Source organism: Pseudomonas moraviensis subsp. stanleyae, assembly GCF_036283065.1.
GTDB lineage: Bacteria > Pseudomonadota > Gammaproteobacteria > Pseudomonadales > Pseudomonadaceae > Aquipseudomonas > Aquipseudomonas stanleyae.
On the sequence record NZ_JAADJI010000008.1, the window covers coordinates 88,730 to 105,559 of the forward strand.

A 16,830-nucleotide genomic window follows, 5' to 3' on the forward strand; every position below is an offset into this window, starting at 1 on the left:
CGTGCGCCTGTTTTACGGCGCGACGTTCTGGTAATTAGCTGATCTGCAAGACCCGAGCCATGGCCTGGTCGTCGTCTTTGGCGGTGTTCATCATCTTGACGTGCAACTCGAACTGCTTGGCCAGGGCCAGCACCGAAGTCATTTCTTCCACGGCATTGACGTTGCTCGACTCGAGGAAACCCGAGACCAGTTTGACGTTGGCGTCGGCTTGCGCCGGCTGGCCGTCCTTGGTGTAAATCGAACCGTCGAGACCTTTGTTCATGTTCTTGATGTCCGGGTTGACCAGCTTGATCCGGTCGACTTCAGCCATCACGCGCGGGCCCTCGCCCATCGCGCGAATGCTGATGGTGCCGTCTTCGCCCACTTCGACCTGCTGCTCGGGCGGCACGGCGATCGGGCCGCCATTACCGATCACCGGCATGCCGTTGCCGGCGCGCAATACGCCGAGGGCGTCGATGTTCAGGCTGCCGGTGCGCACGTAGCTTTCACCGCCACCGGGGTTCTGCACGGCGATGAAACCGTTGCCGGAGACCGCGACGTCGAGTTCACGACCGGTCTGCACCAGCGAGCCCGGGGTGAAGTCGGTGGCGGGACGCTCACTCATGGCAAACGCGCGCGCCGGAAAGCTGTCACCGAATACCGGCATCGAACGCGCCTGTTCGAGGTCGCGCTGAAAGCCGTTGGTGGAAATGTTCGCCAGGTTGTTGGCATGCGCCCGCTGCGCCAGTGCGTTCTGGCTGGCGCCGGTCATTGCCACATAAAGGTACTTGTCCACAGTGTTTCCTCTGCATGCCGGACGTTTGCCGCCCACCGCTGTACTGCTCAGCCATAAGCAATTTGCAGACCAACTTTTTATTGGCGGGCGAAGGCCCGGTAAACAAGGGACTTGAGGGGAATGGAGAGGAAATTTGAAAAGTGTCGAAGACGAAAAACCGGCGGTGTCATGCCGCTTCGCGGCAATCCCTGATTTCAAGTTGATCCCGTCCCTGTGGCGAGGGAGCTTGCTCCCGCTCGGCTGCGAAGCAGTCGTAAACCCGGTGAGTGCGGTGTGCCTGACTCACCCGGCTGAATGAATTTGGGGCTGCTGCGCAACCCAACGGGAGCAAGCTCCCTCGCCACAAGGTCATTCGGCAGCGTCTTTGCCCACCTCATATTCACGCAGCTTGTTGGCAATCGTGGTGTGAGAAACACCGAGCCGTTTGCCCAGTTGCCGACTGCTCGGGTGCTCGGAATACAACCGCTCCAGCACCGCTTTCTCGAAGCGCCCGACGATCTCGTCGAGATTTCCATCCAGGGAAAAATCGCCAAGCGGCTGACGCACGCCGTAATCCGGCAGGCGAATATGTTCCGCCTTGACCTTGCCGCCGTCACACAACGAAACCGCCTGGAACAGCACGTTCTCCAGTTGCCGCACGTTGCCCGGCCAGTGGTACTGGCTGAGGCGATCCATCGCCGCCGGGGCCAGTTTCGGCAGCGGACAACCGATCTGCCGACTGGCCTGATCGAGGAAGTGTTCAACCAGCGGCGTCAAACCGTCGAGGCATTCGCGCAGCGGCGGAATGTGCAGCGACAGCACGTTCAAGCGGTGATACAGATCCTGGCGAAACTCACCGCGCGCGCACAGCTCCGACAAGTCCACCTGGGTCGCGCAGATCACCCGCACGTCGAGATATACCTCTTCATCACTACCGACGCGACGGAAGCAACCGTCCTGAAGAAAGCGCAGCAATTTGACTTGCAAGCGCGGGCTCATCTCGCCGACGCCATCGAGAAACAGCGTACCTCCAGCGGTCAATTCCAGCAGGCCAAGCTTGCCTTCAGCCCGTGCACCTTCGAAAGCGCCTGGGCCGTAGCCGAACAGTTCGGTCTCGGCCATCGACTCCGGCAACCCGGCGCAGTTGAGTGCCATCAACGGCGACTGCCCACGCGGGCTGGCCAGGTGGCAGGCGCGTGCAAGCAGTTCCTTGCCGGTGCCGGTTTCGCCTTCTATTAATAGCGGCGCATCCAGCGGCGCCATGCGTCGCGCCTCGCGGACCACGGCGGCCATGACTTTCGAGCTCTGGAAGATACTGTCGAAGCCGCGCAATTCCTGTTTGCGCACGTTATAGATACGCTCGCCGACGCGGTCGGCGCGGTGCAGGGTCAGCACCGCGCCGGCCATGGCCTCGCTGTCGTCGTGCTCCGATTGCAGCGGCGCGATGTCGGCGAGAAAGATGTCGCCCTTGACCTTGACCCGCATGCCGTTGATTCGCGATTTGTTGGCGCGCACCAGTTCCGGCAGATCGAAATCCTCGGCATAACGTGACAGCGGAATTCCCGGCACTTCATCGACGCGCACACCGAGCAACTGCGCCGCCGCGCGGTTGGCCGCGACGATCGAGCCGCCCATGTCGATCGACAGCACCGGAAACTCCAGCGCCCCGAGCAACGCGTTCAATTCCATGTGCCGACGTTCGCTGGGCATCAGGCCAACGCGCTTGACTCCGAACACCCCGCCAATCGCCTCGAACTTCGGCCGCAGCGCCTGGAACTGGATGTTGATCAGGTTCGGGCAGTGCAGATAGATCGCATTGCCATGCTCACCACCCACCTCACCGCGCGCGACGTTGATGCCGTACGCCACCAGCAGATTGAGAATGTCGCGCAGGATGCCGATGCGGTTCTGGCAGTGGACTTTGATGCGCATAGAAAAGGGCCCGACAGGTTTGAGAGGTGAACACATTCCCTTGTGGGAGCGAGCCTGCTCGCGAAGGCGTCAGCACATTCAGTTCCGATGTGTCAGATCCACCGCTTTCGCGAGCAGGCTCGCTCCCACAGGGTTTTGTGGCGCGCTTGAGGCAGAGTTTTCTATCGAGGCACGCAGATAGTTGTCAAGATTATGTGACAGCCATCGCCCTTTTCAAACCCGCCAATCGCCGTAAATGCGCATTACCCGACAAAGCGTAACGATAACTTTACGAAACTCGACGATTTTTCCTACGCATACACCGTTCAACATGCTGCACGCCCTCGCACTCTCGGGTATTCCTTTCCCATCGCTGGACATAACAAAAACCAAATTCCCCTAGCAGGAGAGCAGCATGAAGCAGACGCAATACGTGGCTCGCGAGCCCGATGCGCAAGGTTTTATCGACTACCCCGCCGAAGAACATGCGGTGTGGAACACGCTGATCACTCGCCAGCTCAAGGTGATTGAAGCTCGCGCGTGCCAGGAGTACCTGGACGGTATCGAAAAACTCGGTCTGCCCCACGACCGCATCCCGCAACTGGCCGAGATCAACAAGGTCCTCGGCGAGACCACTGGCTGGCAGGTCGCCCGGGTGCCGGCGCTGATTCCTTTCCAGACGTTCTTTGAGTTGCTCGCCAGCAAGCAATTTCCTGTCGCCACTTTCATTCGCACCCGCGAAGAGCTCGACTACCTGCAAGAGCCAGACATTTTTCACGAGATCTTTGGCCACTGCCCGCTGCTGACCAACCCGTATTTCGCCGAATTCACCCATACCTACGGCAAGCTCGGTCTGCAAGCGACCAAGGAAGAGCGCGTGTACCTGGCGCGGCTGTACTGGATGACCATCGAATTCGGTCTGGTCGACACCCCGCAGGGCAAGCGCATCTACGGTGGCGGGATTCTGTCCTCGCCGAAAGAAACCGTTTACTGCCTGTCGGACGAGCCTGAGCATCAGCTATTCGATCCGCTGGAAGCCATGCGCACGCCGTATCGCATCGACATCCTGCAACCGCTGTACTTCGTCCTGCCCAATCTCAAGCGCCTGTTCGATGTCGCCCATGAAGACATCATGGCCATGGTTCGTCAGGGCATGCAGCTGGGCTTGCACGCGCCAAAATTTCCGCCGAAACCGAAAGCCGCCTGAACCGCGACTTTTACTGACAATTGCGTCTGTGCGTCGCCGCCACTTTGCTTTAGCGTGACGGCAATGACGGCACACGCGCTTTAATAAAAAACACACTCGATTTCAGGAATACACCATGTCGACTCTGAACCAAGCCCACTGCGAAGCCTGCCGCGCCGATGCGCCACAAGTCAGCGATGAAGAACTGCCGATCCTGATCAAGCAGATCCCTGACTGGAACATCGAAGTACGCGACAACATCATGCAGCTGGAGAAAGTTTTCCTGTTCAAGAACTTCAAACATGCACTGGCCTTCACCAATGCCGTCGGCGAGATTTCCGAGGCCGAAGGTCACCACCCGGGTCTGCTGACCGAATGGGGCAAAGTCACCGTGACCTGGTGGAGCCACTCGATCAAAGGCCTGCACCGCAACGACTTCATCATGGCCGCACGCACTGACGAAGTGGCGAAGACCGCAGAAGGACGCAAGTAATGCACTTCGACGCCATCGGCCGGGTCCCCGGCGACCCGATCCTCGGTTTGATGGAGGCCTATGCGCAGGATGCCAATCCGCGCAAATTCGACCTCGGCGTTGGCGTCTACAAGGACGCCCAGGGCCTGACGCCGATCCCCGAGGCGGTGAAAATCGCCGAAGCGCGGCTGGTCGAAAGCCAGGACACCAAGACCTACATCGGTGGCCACGGCAATCCGCTGTTCGGCAAGGTCATCAATGAGCTGGTGCTGGGTGCCGACTCGCCACTGATCGCCGAACAACGCGCCGGCGCCACCCAGACCCCGGGCGGCACCGGCGCGCTGCGTCTGGCTGCCGACTTCATCGCGCAATGCCTGCCGGGCAAAGGCGTATGGTTGAGCAACCCGACCTGGCCGATCCACGAAACCATTTTCGCCGCGGCCAAGATCAAGGTCAGCCACTACCCGTACGTCGGCAGCGACAACCGCCTCGACGTCGAAGCCATGCTCGCCGTGCTCAGGGAAGTGCCGAAGGGCGACGTGGTGCTGCTGCATGCCTGCTGCCACAACCCGACCGGTTTCGACCTGAACCATGACGACTGGAAGCGCGTGCTGGAAGTGGTGCGCAGTCGCGATCTGCTGCCGCTGATCGACTTCGCTTACCAGGGTTTTGGTGATGGCCTGGAGCAGGATGCGTGGTCGACTCGGCTGTTCGCGGCCGAAGTGCCGGAGCTGTTGATCACCAGTTCCTGCTCGAAGAACTTCGGCCTGTACCGCGACCGCACCGGTGCGCTGATCGTCTGCGCGACCAGCGCCGACAAGCTCATCGACATCCGCAGCCAACTGGCCAACATCGCCCGCAATCTGTGGTCGACGCCGCCGGATCACGGCGCGGCAGTGGTCGCGACCATCCTCGCCGATCCAGAGCTGAAAGCGCGCTGGGCCGATGAAGTGGAAGCGATGCGCCTGCGTATCGCGCAGCTGCGCAGCGGCTTGGTCGAGGCGTTGGAACCACATGGTTTGCGTGAGCGTTTTGCGCACATCGGTGTGCAACGCGGGATGTTCTCCTACACCGGCCTGTCGCCGGAACAGGTGAAAACCCTGCGCGAGCGGCACAGCGTGTACATGGTCAGCTCCGGCCGGGCCAACGTCGCCGGCATCGACGCGACCCGCCTCGCATCGCTCGCTGACGCCATCGCCGACGCCTGCAAATAGTCAGACACTGCAATAACCTGTAGGAGCTGCCGAAGGCTGCGATCTTTTGATCTTGTATTTAAAAGCAGAATCAAAAGATCGCAGCCTTCGGCAGCTCCTACATTTGTTTCTGCGGTGACCTTCTGGCTTCCTCCCCTGCGGCCATCTGTCGCATTAATTTGAATTAAAAGTCTGATTGTCATTTTTCCTGCTGTATCCTGCGCAGGCTTTGTAAAGCTGCGGAGCACCTGATCTATCAACAGACTTAGCGAGGAGCGCAACCATGCACGAGATTCCCAATCTCCCCTTCCCAAGCCTGCACGTACCTGAGCAGACGACCCCGCAACACGCCGGCGCTGAAAAGCCCGAGCCGCAAGAAGCCGCTGACAGCCGCAAAGCCGACAGCGAAGAGTAAGACCCGCCGTACAGACCGTGTGGAAAGCGCTAACATGCGCTTTCCACACTGCCTGAAACCCGAGCCCGCCATGACCGACGAATTCTCTGAAAGCCAAGCTGCCGTACTGATCGGCGCCACCGAGAAAATGATCGAGATCTGGAATCGCCTGTCGCCCGAGAAGCAAGCTGCCCTGCTCGAGCGTTTCGGCAGCGAAGAGAACGCCCTCGCCGCCCTCGTCACCACGCAACTGGTCGCCCCGGCAAAATCCTGAAAGCGCCGCCCGGCAAATAGTTTTACTTTTCCCCGCCCTTGAACGGTTCACGCCGGTATCATGAGCAGCCTATCTAATCTGCTGCTCCCGTGGATCGTTACCCATGTCGTCTATATCCGAGCCCCAGCGCCCGCTGGCGGTTACGCTGCAAGTAGTCTCCATCGTCCTCTTCACCTTTATCGGTTACCTGAACATCGGCATTCCTCTCGCCGTGTTGCCGGGCTACGTCCACAGTGACCTGGGTTTCGGCGCGGTGATCGCCGGGCTGGTGATCAGCGTGCAATACCTCGCCACCCTGCTCAGCCGCCCGTATGCCGGGAAGATCATCGACAACCAGGGCAGCAAACGCGCGGTGATGATTGGCCTCGCGGGTTGCGGCCTGAGCGGCGTGTTCATGCTGATTTCCGCATGGACGCCGAACCTGCCGCTGCTCAGCCTGATCAGCCTGTTGATCGGCCGCCTCGTGCTGGGCAGCGCCGAGAGCCTGGTCGGGTCCGGCTCGATTGGCTGGGGCATTGGTCGCGTCGGCGCGGTAAATACGGCGAAAGTGATTTCCTGGAACGGCATCGCCAGTTATGGCGCACTGGCGATCGGCGCGCCATTCGGTGTGTGGCTGGTAAGCCGGCTGGGCTTGTGGAGCATGGGCGTGAGCATCATCCTCCTCGCCCTGCTCGGTCTGGCGCTGGCATGGCCGAAGACCGCGGCGCCGATCGTCGCCGGCGAACGCCTACCGTTCATGCATGTGCTGGGCAAAGTCTTCCCTCACGGCTGCGGACTGGCGCTGGGCTCGATCGGCTTCGGCACCATCGCCACCTTCATCACCCTGTATTACGCAACCCAGCATTGGGACAACGCGGTGCTGTGCCTGAGCCTGTTCGGCGCCAGCTTCATCGGCGCGCGACTGCTCTTCGGCAACCTGATCAACCGCCTCGGCGGTTTCCGCGTGGCGATTGCCTGCCTGTCGGTTGAGACCTTGGGCTTGCTGCTGCTGTGGATCGCACCAGATGCGCACTGGGCATTGGCCGGCGCGGCGCTGAGCGGTTTCGGCTTCTCGCTGGTGTTCCCGGCGCTGGGCGTGGAGGCGGTGAATCTGGTGCCAGCCTCCAGCCGTGGCGCGGCAGTTGGCGCCTACTCGCTGTTCATTGATTTGTCGCTGGGGATCACCGGGCCATTGGCCGGGGCGATTGCCGCCGGGTTCGGCTTTGCGTCGATCTTCCTGTTTGCCGCATTCGCGGCGCTGAGCGGACTTGGCTTGAGTGTCTATCTGTACAAGCACACGGCGAAATACCGCGAGGCTTAAAAATCCACCTTGCCGCGCCCGGCCTTGATACTGCCGCGCTTGGTTTTCGACTCCAGCCGACGCTTCTTCGAGCCGAGGGTCGGCTTGGTCGGGCGGCGTTTCTTTTCCACTTTGGTGGCGCTGAGAATCAGCTCGACCAGCCGCTCCAGCGCGTCGGCGCGGTTGGCTTCCTGGGTGCGATATTGCTGCGCCTTGATGATCAGCACGCCGTCGCTGGTGATGCGACTGTCGCGCAGCGCCAGCAGGCGTTCCTTGTAGAACTCCGGTAACGACGAGTTAGGAATGTCGAAGCGCAAGTGCATGGCGCTGGAGACCTTGTTGACGTTCTGCCCACCCGCGCCTTGCGCGCGGATGGCGGTCAACTCGATCTCGGCATCCGGCAGATGCACATTGTTGGAAATCACCAGCATGGAAAAGCGTCCGTAATCAGAGCGTGCAGGATAACCTGATTCACTCAACTCCTGTGGGAGCGAGCCTGCTCGCGAAGGCGGTGTGTCAGTCGGCAAATGCGGTTCTGGTATTGCGCCTTCGCGAGCAGGCTCGCTCCCACAGGGGAATATTTTGGGACCTCTGGAAACAACAAACCCGGCACTCTGGCCGGGTTTGTTGTTTATGCCTGCGCGGTTACTTCGCCGTTGCAGCCACCACGGGCTGCACACTGCGCTTGTTCTTGATCAAGTAGCAGACCCACATGAACACCACCCACACCGGAATCGCGTACACCGAGATCTGAATTCCCGGGATCATCAGCATCACGCCAAGGATGAACACCACGAACGCCAGGCAGACGAAGTTGCCGTACGGGTACCACAGCGCTTTGAACAGCGGCGTCTGTCTGGTCTGGTTCATGTGCTGACGGAACTTGAAGTGCGAGTAGCTGATCATCGCCCAGTTGATCACCAGCGTTGCAACCACCAGCGACATCAGCAGTTCCAGCGCGTGTTGCGGGATCAGGTAGTTGAGCAGCACGGCAACCAGGGTCACTGCCGCCGAAGCCAGAATCGAACGCACCGGCACGCCGCGCTTGTCGATCTTCGCCAGACCTTTCGGCGCATCGCCCTGCTCGGCCATGCCCAGCAGCATGCGGCTGTTGCAGTAGGTGCCGCTGTTGTACACCGACAACGCGGCGGTCAGCACGACGAAGTTGAGGATGTGCGCAGCGGTGTCGCTGCCGAGCATCGAGAACACCTGCACGAACGGGCTGCCGCTGTAGGAATCGCCGGACGCGTTGAGGGTTTCCAGCAGGCTGTCCCACGGCGTCAGCGACAGCAGGATCACCAGCGCGCCGATGTAGAAAATCAGGATGCGGTAGATCACCTGGTTGATCGCTTTCGGGATCACGGTTTTCGGTTTGTCGGCTTCGGCAGCGGTGAAACCGAGCATTTCCAGACCGCCGAAGGAAAACATGATGATCGCCATGGCCATCACCAGACCGCTCACGCCGTTGGGGAAGAAACCGCCGTGGGACCACAGGTTGGAGACCGAGGCTTGCGGGCCGCCGTGGCCACTGACCAGCAGGTAGCTGCCCAGGGCAATCATGCCGACGATGGCCACAACCTTGATGATCGCAAACCAGAACTCGGCTTCACCGAAGACTTTGACGTTGGCCAGGTTGATCGCGTTGATCAGTACAAAGAATGCCGCAGCGGAGACCCAGGTCGGAATGTCCGGCGCCCAGTAGTGAATGTATTTGCCGACTGCCGTCAGCTCGGACATGCCCACCAGAATGTACAGAATCCAGCAGTTCCAGCCCGAGAGGAAACCGGCGAAACCGCCCCAGTATTTGTGCGCGAAATGGCTGAAGGACCCGGCCACCGGCTCCTCGACGATCATTTCGCCGAGCTGGCGCATGATCATGAAGGCGATGAAGCCGCAGATGGCGTAGCCGAGAATCATCGACGGGCCGGCGGATTTGAGTACGCCGGCCGAGCCGAGGAACAATCCGGTACCGATCGCGCCACCGAGGGCGATCAGTTGAATGTGGCGATTTTTCAGGCCGCGTTTAAGCTCGCCTGATTGCGAGGGTTGTCCACTCATGAAAAAGGTCTCACGCAAGGTTTGATGATGTTCAGTAGACGTTGCTGCAAGGTTGCGATTTCAGGCAGCCCCGATCAAACCCCAGCGCAGGCACCAGGAGTTCAGCTCATTTACAACGGTCATGCGTCACCTGTTTGTTTTTATCTGTGACGAAATCGAACCCGGCACGCTTGTGGCGCGGCGGAGTGAACAAGGCGTATAGCCTCGAGATTTTTGCGATTACGCAGAGGGTCACAGTTAAAACGCGGCGCATTGTACACCGCTAACCCCCTACTGCCAGACCCGCCTGATCAGCGTGTCGGTTGTCGGGATTGCATGTGTCCGCCTCGATCGTCTCGAGCGGCTGCAAAATATGAGTCAGGCCTTTGCGGGCCTTCGACGGGGACGAGGAGAAAACCGTCCCACGGGGAGAAGTGGAAATCAGTCGCGGCGTTCATTGCGCCTCCTTCTTGTTATTGGCCTGCACGACAGGCATGGGGCGCATCACACCCTGCTTGCCCATCGGAAACAAGCGCGCCAGAGCCTTGCGTGGCGCTTGCTGGAGCGGGTTTCGGAAAAATTTCCTTACAGCCGCGAGCAATGTCGGAAATCAGCAGGCTGACCGCATCGATTCGTCAGCTTTTCTTTACAACGCGTAACGAAAATTTGCCGAATCAGAAATTTCCGAAGGATGCCTGCATATTGACGGTAGCTAGCTTGCTATTGAATTCCATGACCCAGTTTTTTGTTTTCAAACAGGAAAACCGATCCCGAAAAACAGAACAAAAAGTCTATTTAAAAATTAAATGGATAAAATTTTGCATTCACAAAAAGCCTCAACTAGGTTTTTCACGTCTCACCGGCCACCTCGACCGGTCAGTCATAAACCGTGAAATTCTCTAGGAGATCGACCATGCAAGCACTGGAAAAAGACTTGGATACCGAACTGCAACTGGACGAATGGTTTGAAGCGCCAACCCATGAGGCCGCTGTGGAAATGATGCAAGCCGACGCGGTGGTTCCGTTCGGCACGGCGATGTGGCCTCTGTAAGACATCCCGGGCAGGCACGGTCCGGCCGGTCGTGCCTGCCGCTTCATTTCCCGGTCAGTCAGGGAGGATTCATGGACAAGCCCCGCGCCATCTCGCATTTCCTTTACTACCTCGAACATCACCCTGCCCTTGCCGGCCTTGACTCGGCGAAGGTAATGCTCGGCCACACCGCCGACTACGAAGCCCTGACCGGCGCCATTGCCGAACAGGCCGGCGAGCACCCGCGCTTCCAGTTCAGCGCCCGCCGTCTGGACCTGGAGAGCACCGCAGCGCTGGCCGAGGCGATTGCCGACAGCGATCTGTACATTTTCTTCTACGACTCTTCCACCCTGCCTAACCCGCGTCCCGACGGCCCGGAGTTCGTCCGCGCACTGCAAGCGGTGATGGCGGAAAACTGGAAGAAGTCGCTGCTGTTCAAGGATTACGGCGATTATTTCTACGACACTTTCAGCATCACCCCGCAACGCATCGCCGGGCTCAACAGCCACCTGATCCAGCGCATGTCCCAGGCGACCACGCTGAGCTTCAAGGACGATGACGGCTCATGGTTCCAAACGCCGATGAGCAGCATCAAGAAGTGGACCGACATCAACGGCGTCGGCAACTTCGACCTCGCTCCCGGCGAAATCGCCACCCACAGCGAAGCCATCAACGGCCATGTGAAATTCAAGGGCACCTTCCTCAGCACCATCCCGTTCGCACGCAAATACGGCGTACTGGAATCGCCGCTGGAGCTGTGGATCGAGAACTCGACCATCAGCCGCATCGCCACCGACGTACCGGGGCTGGAACATGACTTCAACAAATACCTGGACGCCAACCCGTCGAACCGGCGGATCGAAGAATTGGGGATCGGCACCAACGAAGGCGTGAAGGACCTGTATGCGCGCAATGCCGGGTTTGAGGAGCGGCATTGTGGCCTGCATCTCGGCCTGGGTGGTGGGGCCAAGGGCAGTCATCACCTGGACCTGATCTTTTCCGGCGGGGTGTTGGCGCTGGATGACAAGCCGGTGTTTGATGGACGGTTTGTGTTCTAGCCTGCGCATGAGCCCTGTAGGAGCTGACGAGTGAAACGAGGCTGCGATCTTTTGATGTTGGTTTTCAAGATCAAAAGATCGCAGCCTCGTTTCACTCGTCAGCTCCTACACGTGAGCGCACCGCACACTTTCGCCAGACGAAAAAAAAGCCAACCCTGAGGTTGGCGTTTTTGCTTCAGCTTGCAGCTTGCCGCTAGAAACTCACAGCTGCCTCACTCAGGCTTCTTGCGTCCAAAACCCGGGCGCTGGCCCGAGCCGGCTGGTGCACCGCGACGCTTGCCCGAAGGCTTGTCGCCGTCGACCAGTTTGATCCCCGGACGCTTTGGCGCCGGTTTGGCCGGGCGCTTGTTGCTGGTGTCGGCTGGACGATCCGCCACTGGCGTACCGCGACCGGCCGGTGCACGACCTTCGCCACGCTCGGTACGACCATTGGCCGGACGCGGTGCGCGCTCGCCGTCACGGGCGACTGGCTTGCGACCTGGACGCTCGCCTTCGATCTGCGGCTCGCGGCCCGGGCGTGGCCCGGTCGGTGCGCCAGCGGCTGGACGCAGGGTGCGCACGCGCTCGGTCTTGGCCATCGGCCGCGACGATTTGCGCTGCATGCGCTCGAGCTTGTCCTTGCTCTTGGCGTTCAGCTGCGGCATCGCAACAGGCGTCAGACCCACTTCGGCGCTGAGCACGTCGACTTCGTACTGGCTCATTTCGCGCCAGCGGCCCATCGGCAGGTCGGAGTTGAGGAACACCGGACCGAAACGCACGCGCTTCAAACGGCTGACCACCAGACCTTGCGATTCCCACAGACGACGCACTTCACGGTTGCGCCCTTCCATGACCACGCAGTGGTACCAGTGGTTGAAGCCTTCGCCACCCGGCGCCTGCTGAATGTCGGTGAAACGCGCCGGACCGTCTTCCAGCACCACGCCTGCCTTGAGGCGTTCGATCATCTCGTCATCGACTTCACCGCGTACACGCACGGCGTACTCGCGGTCCATCTCATAGGACGGGTGCATCAGGCGGTTGGCCAGCTCACCGTCGGTGGTGAACATCAGCAGACCGGTGGTGTTGATGTCGAGACGGCCGATGTTGATCCAGCGACCTTCTTTCGGACGCGGCAGCTTGTCGAACACGGTCGGACGGCCTTCCGGGTCGTCACGGGTGCAGATTTCGCCGTCGGGCTTGTTGTACATGATCACGCGGCGCACCGATTCGGCGGCCTCTTCGCGTTTGATCACTTTGCCATCGATGGTGATGGCGTCGTGCATGTCGACACGCAGGCCAAGGGTGGCGTCTTTGCCATTGACCTTGATCCGCCCTTGGCTGATCCAGGCTTCGACGTCACGGCGCGAGCCGACGCCGATACGGGCGAGGACTTTCTGCAGCTTTTCGCCTGCTGGGCCGATTTCCTGGTCGTCTTTCTGATTGATGTCACTCATCTGGGCACCTCCCGGTGTGGTCTGTTCAGGCGGCGCCTGAAGCATTGAAATCTGGGTATTCGGCCGAAGGGATCGGCGAAGGGTCGCGAATCATACGCGGATGTGCGCCATCGCGCATCAGAGACTAGCTGATCGATTGCCAGTTATTTCTTTTTCCGCCGACCGGCACCGCCGAGCCTGATCAGGCGCAACGCGGCTTCGGCCAGCACGGTGCGCTTGTCGTCCTTGTCGAGTTTCTTCCAGGCCTTGATCTCGCGCTTGCTGCGACCGCAACCGAGGCAGATGTCGTCGGAGAATTTGCACAGGCTGATGCAGGGGTCTTTGGTTGAGCTCATCGCAATCTCCATAACGACATTTCACCCTGTGGGAGCGAGCCTGCTCGCGAAGGCGCAGTGTCATTCAGTATTGATGTATCTGACACACCGCCTTCGCGAGCAGGCTCGCTCCCACAAGGGTCTCCTCTGGTTTCTCAATAGGCGTCAATCGTCGAACTCGCGCCGTTCGGCTTCGATGGCTTCGGCCAGTGCACGAGCTTCGGCTTCTTCTTCGCTGAGTTCCGGTTCCGGCTGTTCGAGGGCGGCGACGGCGGCCAGAAGTTTCTCGCGGGCCTCGGCGACACCGAGAATGTCTTCTTCCGGTTCGGCGTCAGGCGCGGTCTCGAGCTCCACTTCAATCGCGGGTTCGATGATCTCAGGCTCAGACACCGGCGCTTCGCCATCCACCGCATCACGCAGCAAGTCGTCGAAATCGGTCTTGATCCCCTCCTCCATGCTGTCCAGCTCCAGCAACAGGGAATGGAAACTGGTTTCTTCCTTCTCTTCCTCGGGCTCAGCGCTGGCGTCGGCCAGTTCCTGCAGACTCTGCGGCACCGGCGCGTCGTCGAAATCGAGCACTGGTTCGGCTTCCATTTCGCGCAGTTCGGCCAGCGGCGGCAGGTCTTCGAGGTTTTTCAGGTTGAAGTGATCGAGAAACGCCTTGGTCGTGGCGAACATTGCCGGTTTGCCCGGCACGTCGCGGTAGCCAACCACGCGAATCCACTCACGTTCGAGCAAGGTTTTGACGATGTTGCTGTTGACCGCCACGCCTCGCACGTCTTCGATCTCGCCACGGGTGATCGGCTGGCGATAGGCGATCAGCGCGATGGTTTCCAGCAAGGCACGGGAATAGCGCTGCGGGCGCTCTTCCCAGAGTCGGCCGACCCACGGCGAGAACTTCTCGCGAATCTGCAAGCGATAGCCCGACGAGACTTCCTTGAGCTCGAACGCGCGGCCCTCGCAGGACTTGCCGAGCAGGGTCAGGGCTTTCTTGAAGACCGCCGGCTCGGGCCGCTCGCCTTCTTCGAACAGTTCAAACAGGCGCTCAAGGGATTGCGGCTTTCCCGAAGCCAACAGAAAGGCTTCAAGCAGGGGCGCCAGCTCGCGGGGTTCAGTCAGGTTCATTCAGGGACTCGTTATTCGGCTCGGGCTCGCACGTGGATCGCGGCGAACGGCTCATTCTGCACCAGCTCGACCAAGGATTCCTTGACCAGTTCAAGGATCGCCATAAAGGTCACTACTACACCCAGGCGCCCTTCTTCAGCGGTGAACAGCTCGACAAACGGCACGAAGCCGCCGCCCTTGAGCCGTTCGAGTACATCACTCATGCGCTCGCGGGTGGACAGCGCCTCGCGGCTGACCTGGTGGCTTTCGAACATGTCGCCACGGCGCAGCACTTCGGCCATGCACATCAGGATTTCTTCCAGCGCGACATCGGGCAACAGCTTGCGTGCCCGCGCTTCCGGGGCGTCGAGCTTGGGTACTATCACATCGCGACCGACCCGGCTCAAACCGTCGATACCTTCGGCAGCGGCCTTGAAACGCTCGTATTCCTGCAAGCGACGGATCAGTTCGGCGCGCGGATCGTCCTCTTCGTCTTCGATGGTTTCGGCGCGCGGCAGGAGCATGCGCGACTTGATCTCGGCGAGCATCGCCGCCATCACCAGATACTCGGCGGCCAGCTCCAGGCGTACCGACTGCATCAACTCGACATAGCCCATGTACTGGCGGGTGATTTCCGCCACCGGGATGTCGAGGATATTGATGTTCTGTTTGCGGATCAGGTACAGCAGCAGGTCGAGCGGGCCTTCGAAAGCTTCAAGGAAGACTTCCAGCGCATCCGGCGGGATGTACAGGTCCAGCGGCATTTCCATGACTGCCTGGCCATAGACCATGGCAAACGGCAGTTCCTGCTGGGCGCCGGCCTGGGGATCGACCACGGTTTCCACTGCGGACATTCAGGCCTCGACCATGAACGGCGTCGGATCGCCGCAACCGACGCGGACCACTTCAGGGTCGTCGCCGGTCAGGTCAATCACCGTCGAAGCCTTGATGCCGCCGAAACCGCCATCGATGATCAGATCGACCTGATGCTCAAGCAATTGGCGCATTTCGTAGGGATCGCTGAGCGGATCTTCGTCGCCGGGCATGATCAGCGTCACGCTCATCAGCGGCTCGCCAAGTTCGGCCAGCAGCGCCAACGCGATCGGATGGCTGGGCACGCGCAGGCCGATGGTGCGTTTCTTCGGATGCAGCAACAGGCGCGGTACTTCGCGGGTGGCGTTGAGAATAAAGGTGTAAGGCCCCGGCAGGTGCGCCTTGAGAATGCGGAAGGTGCCGGTGTCGATCTTGGCGTAGTTGCCCAGTTGCGACAGGTCGCTGCAGATCAGCGCGAAGTTATGCTTTTCATCGAGCTGGCGCAGACGGCGCACGCGCTCGATGGCGGTCTTGTCGCCGATCTGGCAACCGATGGCGTAGGACGAGTCCGTGGGATAAATCACCACCCCGCCCTTGCGGATGATCTCGACCGCCTGTTTGATCAGGCGCGCTTGCGGGTTTTCCGGATGTATCTGGAAAAATTGACTCACATTCTCTACCTGTTCAGACGGCGGCAATATCTGTGTCATGTTTGAACCGACACCACAGGGGTGGAAGGTCCTCGGGAACCGGCCGGTACTGGCCGATCTCGGACCAGCCGCCAGGGCCATGGAAGTCACTGCCGGCGCTGACCAGCAGACCGAACTCGCGGGCAAGGATTGCCAGGCTGCCGACCTGTTCTGCGGGCTGATGACCATTGACCACCTCGATCGCATGCCCGCCTGCTTGAATATAGTCGGCAATCAGCTTTCGGCGTTTGCTGCGGGTGAAATCGTAGTGCCAGGGATGCGCCAGACTGACCCAGGCACCGGCGGCGCGCAGGGTGCCGACGGTGTCTTCGAGGGTCGGCCAGTGCAGCTTGACGTCGCCGAGCTTGCCGGCGCCGAGCCATTTGCGGAACGCCTCGGCGCGATCCTTTACAAAACCTTCACGCACCATCCAGTCGGCGAAATGCGGCCGGGCCGGCGCGTTGCCGCTATCGCCCAGTTCCTGCTGGACTTGCCGGGCGCCGTCGAGGGCACCGGGCATGCCCTTGAGAGCGAGCTTGCGGCTTATTTCTTCCGACCGCAGCCAGCGGCCATCGTGCAGTTTCGCGATCGCCTCGACCAACGGCGCGGCGTTGACGTCGAAACCATAGCCGAGCACATGAATGGTCGCCCCGCCCCAGGTGCAGGACAATTCGACGCCGTTGACCAGTTGCATGCCCAATTCATTGGCCGCCGTACGCGCTTCGGCAAGACCTTCGAGGGTGTCGTGGTCGGTCAACGCCAGGACTCGCACGCCGTTTTCGAACGCACGCGCAACCAGAACCGCAGGCGCCAGGGCGCCGTCGGAGGCCGTGCTGTGGCAGTGCAAATCAACATTCACGGGGAGTTGTAACCTCAAATCAGCTGGCGC

At 60.4% G+C, this 16,830-nt stretch carries 18 protein-coding genes; 8 read left to right on the forward strand and 10 right to left on the reverse strand.

Annotation, left to right across the window (positions count from 1 at the left end):
• Positions 1-34: 34 nt before the first annotated feature.
• Positions 35-775 (reverse strand): flagellar basal body rod protein FlgF, encoded by a 741-nt coding sequence (locus GXB78_RS15705; RefSeq protein ID WP_042607504.1) that lies wholly within the window; start codon positions 773-775, stop codon positions 35-37.
• A 348-nt stretch (positions 776-1,123) separates the two neighbouring features.
• The gene (locus GXB78_RS15710; protein ID WP_329516028.1) at positions 1,124-2,686 is read right to left on the reverse strand and encodes a sigma-54-dependent transcriptional regulator; all 1,563 of its coding nucleotides are present in this window, start codon (positions 2,684-2,686) and stop codon (positions 1,124-1,126) included.
• Positions 2,687-3,080: 394 nt separating this feature from the next.
• Here GXB78_RS15710 and phhA point away from each other — a divergent pair, with 394 nt between their 5' ends.
• The 6 genes from phhA (at position 3,081) to GXB78_RS15740 (ending at position 7,484) form a co-directional block, all read left to right on the forward strand.
• Complete coding sequence (gene phhA / locus GXB78_RS15715; RefSeq protein WP_329516029.1) at positions 3,081-3,872, forward strand: phenylalanine 4-monooxygenase; 792 nt, start codon at positions 3,081-3,083, stop codon at positions 3,870-3,872.
• 115 nt (positions 3,873-3,987) lie between these two features.
• A complete protein-coding gene (locus GXB78_RS15720) occupies positions 3,988-4,344 on the forward strand; it encodes a 4a-hydroxytetrahydrobiopterin dehydratase (RefSeq protein WP_064586543.1) in 357 nt (118 codons plus the stop codon).
• On the forward strand, positions 4,344-5,537 hold the full coding sequence (locus GXB78_RS15725) for an amino acid aminotransferase (RefSeq protein WP_329516030.1): 1,194 nt from the start codon (positions 4,344-4,346) through the stop codon (positions 5,535-5,537). Before GXB78_RS15720 ends, GXB78_RS15725 begins: the two co-directional genes overlap by 1 nt.
• Positions 5,538-5,799: 262 nt before the next feature.
• A complete protein-coding gene (locus GXB78_RS15730; protein WP_016771117.1) occupies positions 5,800-5,931 on the forward strand; it encodes a hypothetical protein in 132 nt (43 codons plus the stop codon).
• A gap of 70 nt (positions 5,932-6,001) precedes the next feature.
• Positions 6,002-6,184: a hypothetical protein gene (locus tag GXB78_RS15735; protein WP_039761215.1), complete on the forward strand. Its 183-nt coding sequence runs from the start codon at positions 6,002-6,004 to the stop codon at positions 6,182-6,184.
• A 112-nt stretch (positions 6,185-6,296) separates the two neighbouring features.
• Entirely contained in the window at positions 6,297-7,484 is a 1,188-nt protein-coding gene (locus GXB78_RS15740) for an MFS transporter (protein ID WP_329516232.1), read from the forward strand.
• Here the strand turns inward: GXB78_RS15740 and arfB are convergent.
• Positions 7,481-7,894, reverse strand: coding sequence for an alternative ribosome rescue aminoacyl-tRNA hydrolase ArfB (gene arfB, locus GXB78_RS15745; RefSeq protein ID WP_016771119.1), 414 nt, complete (start codon positions 7,892-7,894; stop codon positions 7,481-7,483). The genes GXB78_RS15740 and arfB overlap by 4 nt on opposite strands.
• Positions 7,895-8,108: 214 nt before the next feature.
• Positions 8,109-9,521, reverse strand: a complete 1,413-nt coding sequence (locus GXB78_RS15750) for an amino acid permease (RefSeq protein ID WP_329516031.1) — start codon at positions 9,519-9,521, stop codon at positions 8,109-8,111.
• An 892-nt stretch (positions 9,522-10,413) separates the two neighbouring features.
• Between GXB78_RS15750 and GXB78_RS15755 the strand changes: the two genes are divergently transcribed.
• Together GXB78_RS15755 and GXB78_RS15760 are read left to right on the forward strand one after the other, a co-directional pair.
• Positions 10,414-10,551: a hypothetical protein gene (locus GXB78_RS15755; protein WP_003222780.1), complete on the forward strand. Its 138-nt coding sequence runs from the start codon at positions 10,414-10,416 to the stop codon at positions 10,549-10,551.
• Between the two features lie 71 nt (positions 10,552-10,622).
• A complete protein-coding gene (locus GXB78_RS15760) occupies positions 10,623-11,588 on the forward strand; it encodes a M29 family metallopeptidase (RefSeq protein WP_329516032.1) in 966 nt (321 codons plus the stop codon).
• Positions 11,589-11,800: 212 nt separating this feature from the next.
• Here GXB78_RS15760 and rluB read toward each other — a convergent pair whose 3' ends face one another.
• From rluB to GXB78_RS15790, 6 genes are all read right to left on the reverse strand, one after another.
• A complete protein-coding gene (gene rluB, locus GXB78_RS15765; protein ID WP_329516033.1) occupies positions 11,801-13,021 on the reverse strand; it encodes a 23S rRNA pseudouridine(2605) synthase RluB in 1,221 nt (406 codons plus the stop codon).
• A gap of 143 nt (positions 13,022-13,164) precedes the next feature.
• Entirely contained in the window at positions 13,165-13,356 is a 192-nt protein-coding gene (locus GXB78_RS15770) for a DUF1289 domain-containing protein (protein WP_329516034.1), read from the reverse strand.
• Positions 13,357-13,500: 144 nt separating this feature from the next.
• A complete protein-coding gene (gene scpB, locus GXB78_RS15775) occupies positions 13,501-14,460 on the reverse strand; it encodes an SMC-Scp complex subunit ScpB (protein ID WP_329516035.1) in 960 nt (319 codons plus the stop codon).
• 11 nt (positions 14,461-14,471) lie between these two features.
• Entirely contained in the window at positions 14,472-15,170 is a 699-nt protein-coding gene (locus GXB78_RS15780; protein ID WP_205933105.1) for a segregation and condensation protein A, read from the reverse strand.
• 123 nt (positions 15,171-15,293) lie between these two features.
• Positions 15,294-15,923, reverse strand: coding sequence for an L-threonylcarbamoyladenylate synthase (locus tag GXB78_RS15785; protein WP_016771124.1), 630 nt, complete (start codon positions 15,921-15,923; stop codon positions 15,294-15,296).
• A 13-nt stretch (positions 15,924-15,936) separates the two neighbouring features.
• Entirely contained in the window at positions 15,937-16,800 is an 864-nt protein-coding gene (locus GXB78_RS15790) for a PHP domain-containing protein (protein WP_329516036.1), read from the reverse strand.
• Positions 16,801-16,830: the final 30 nt, after the last annotated feature.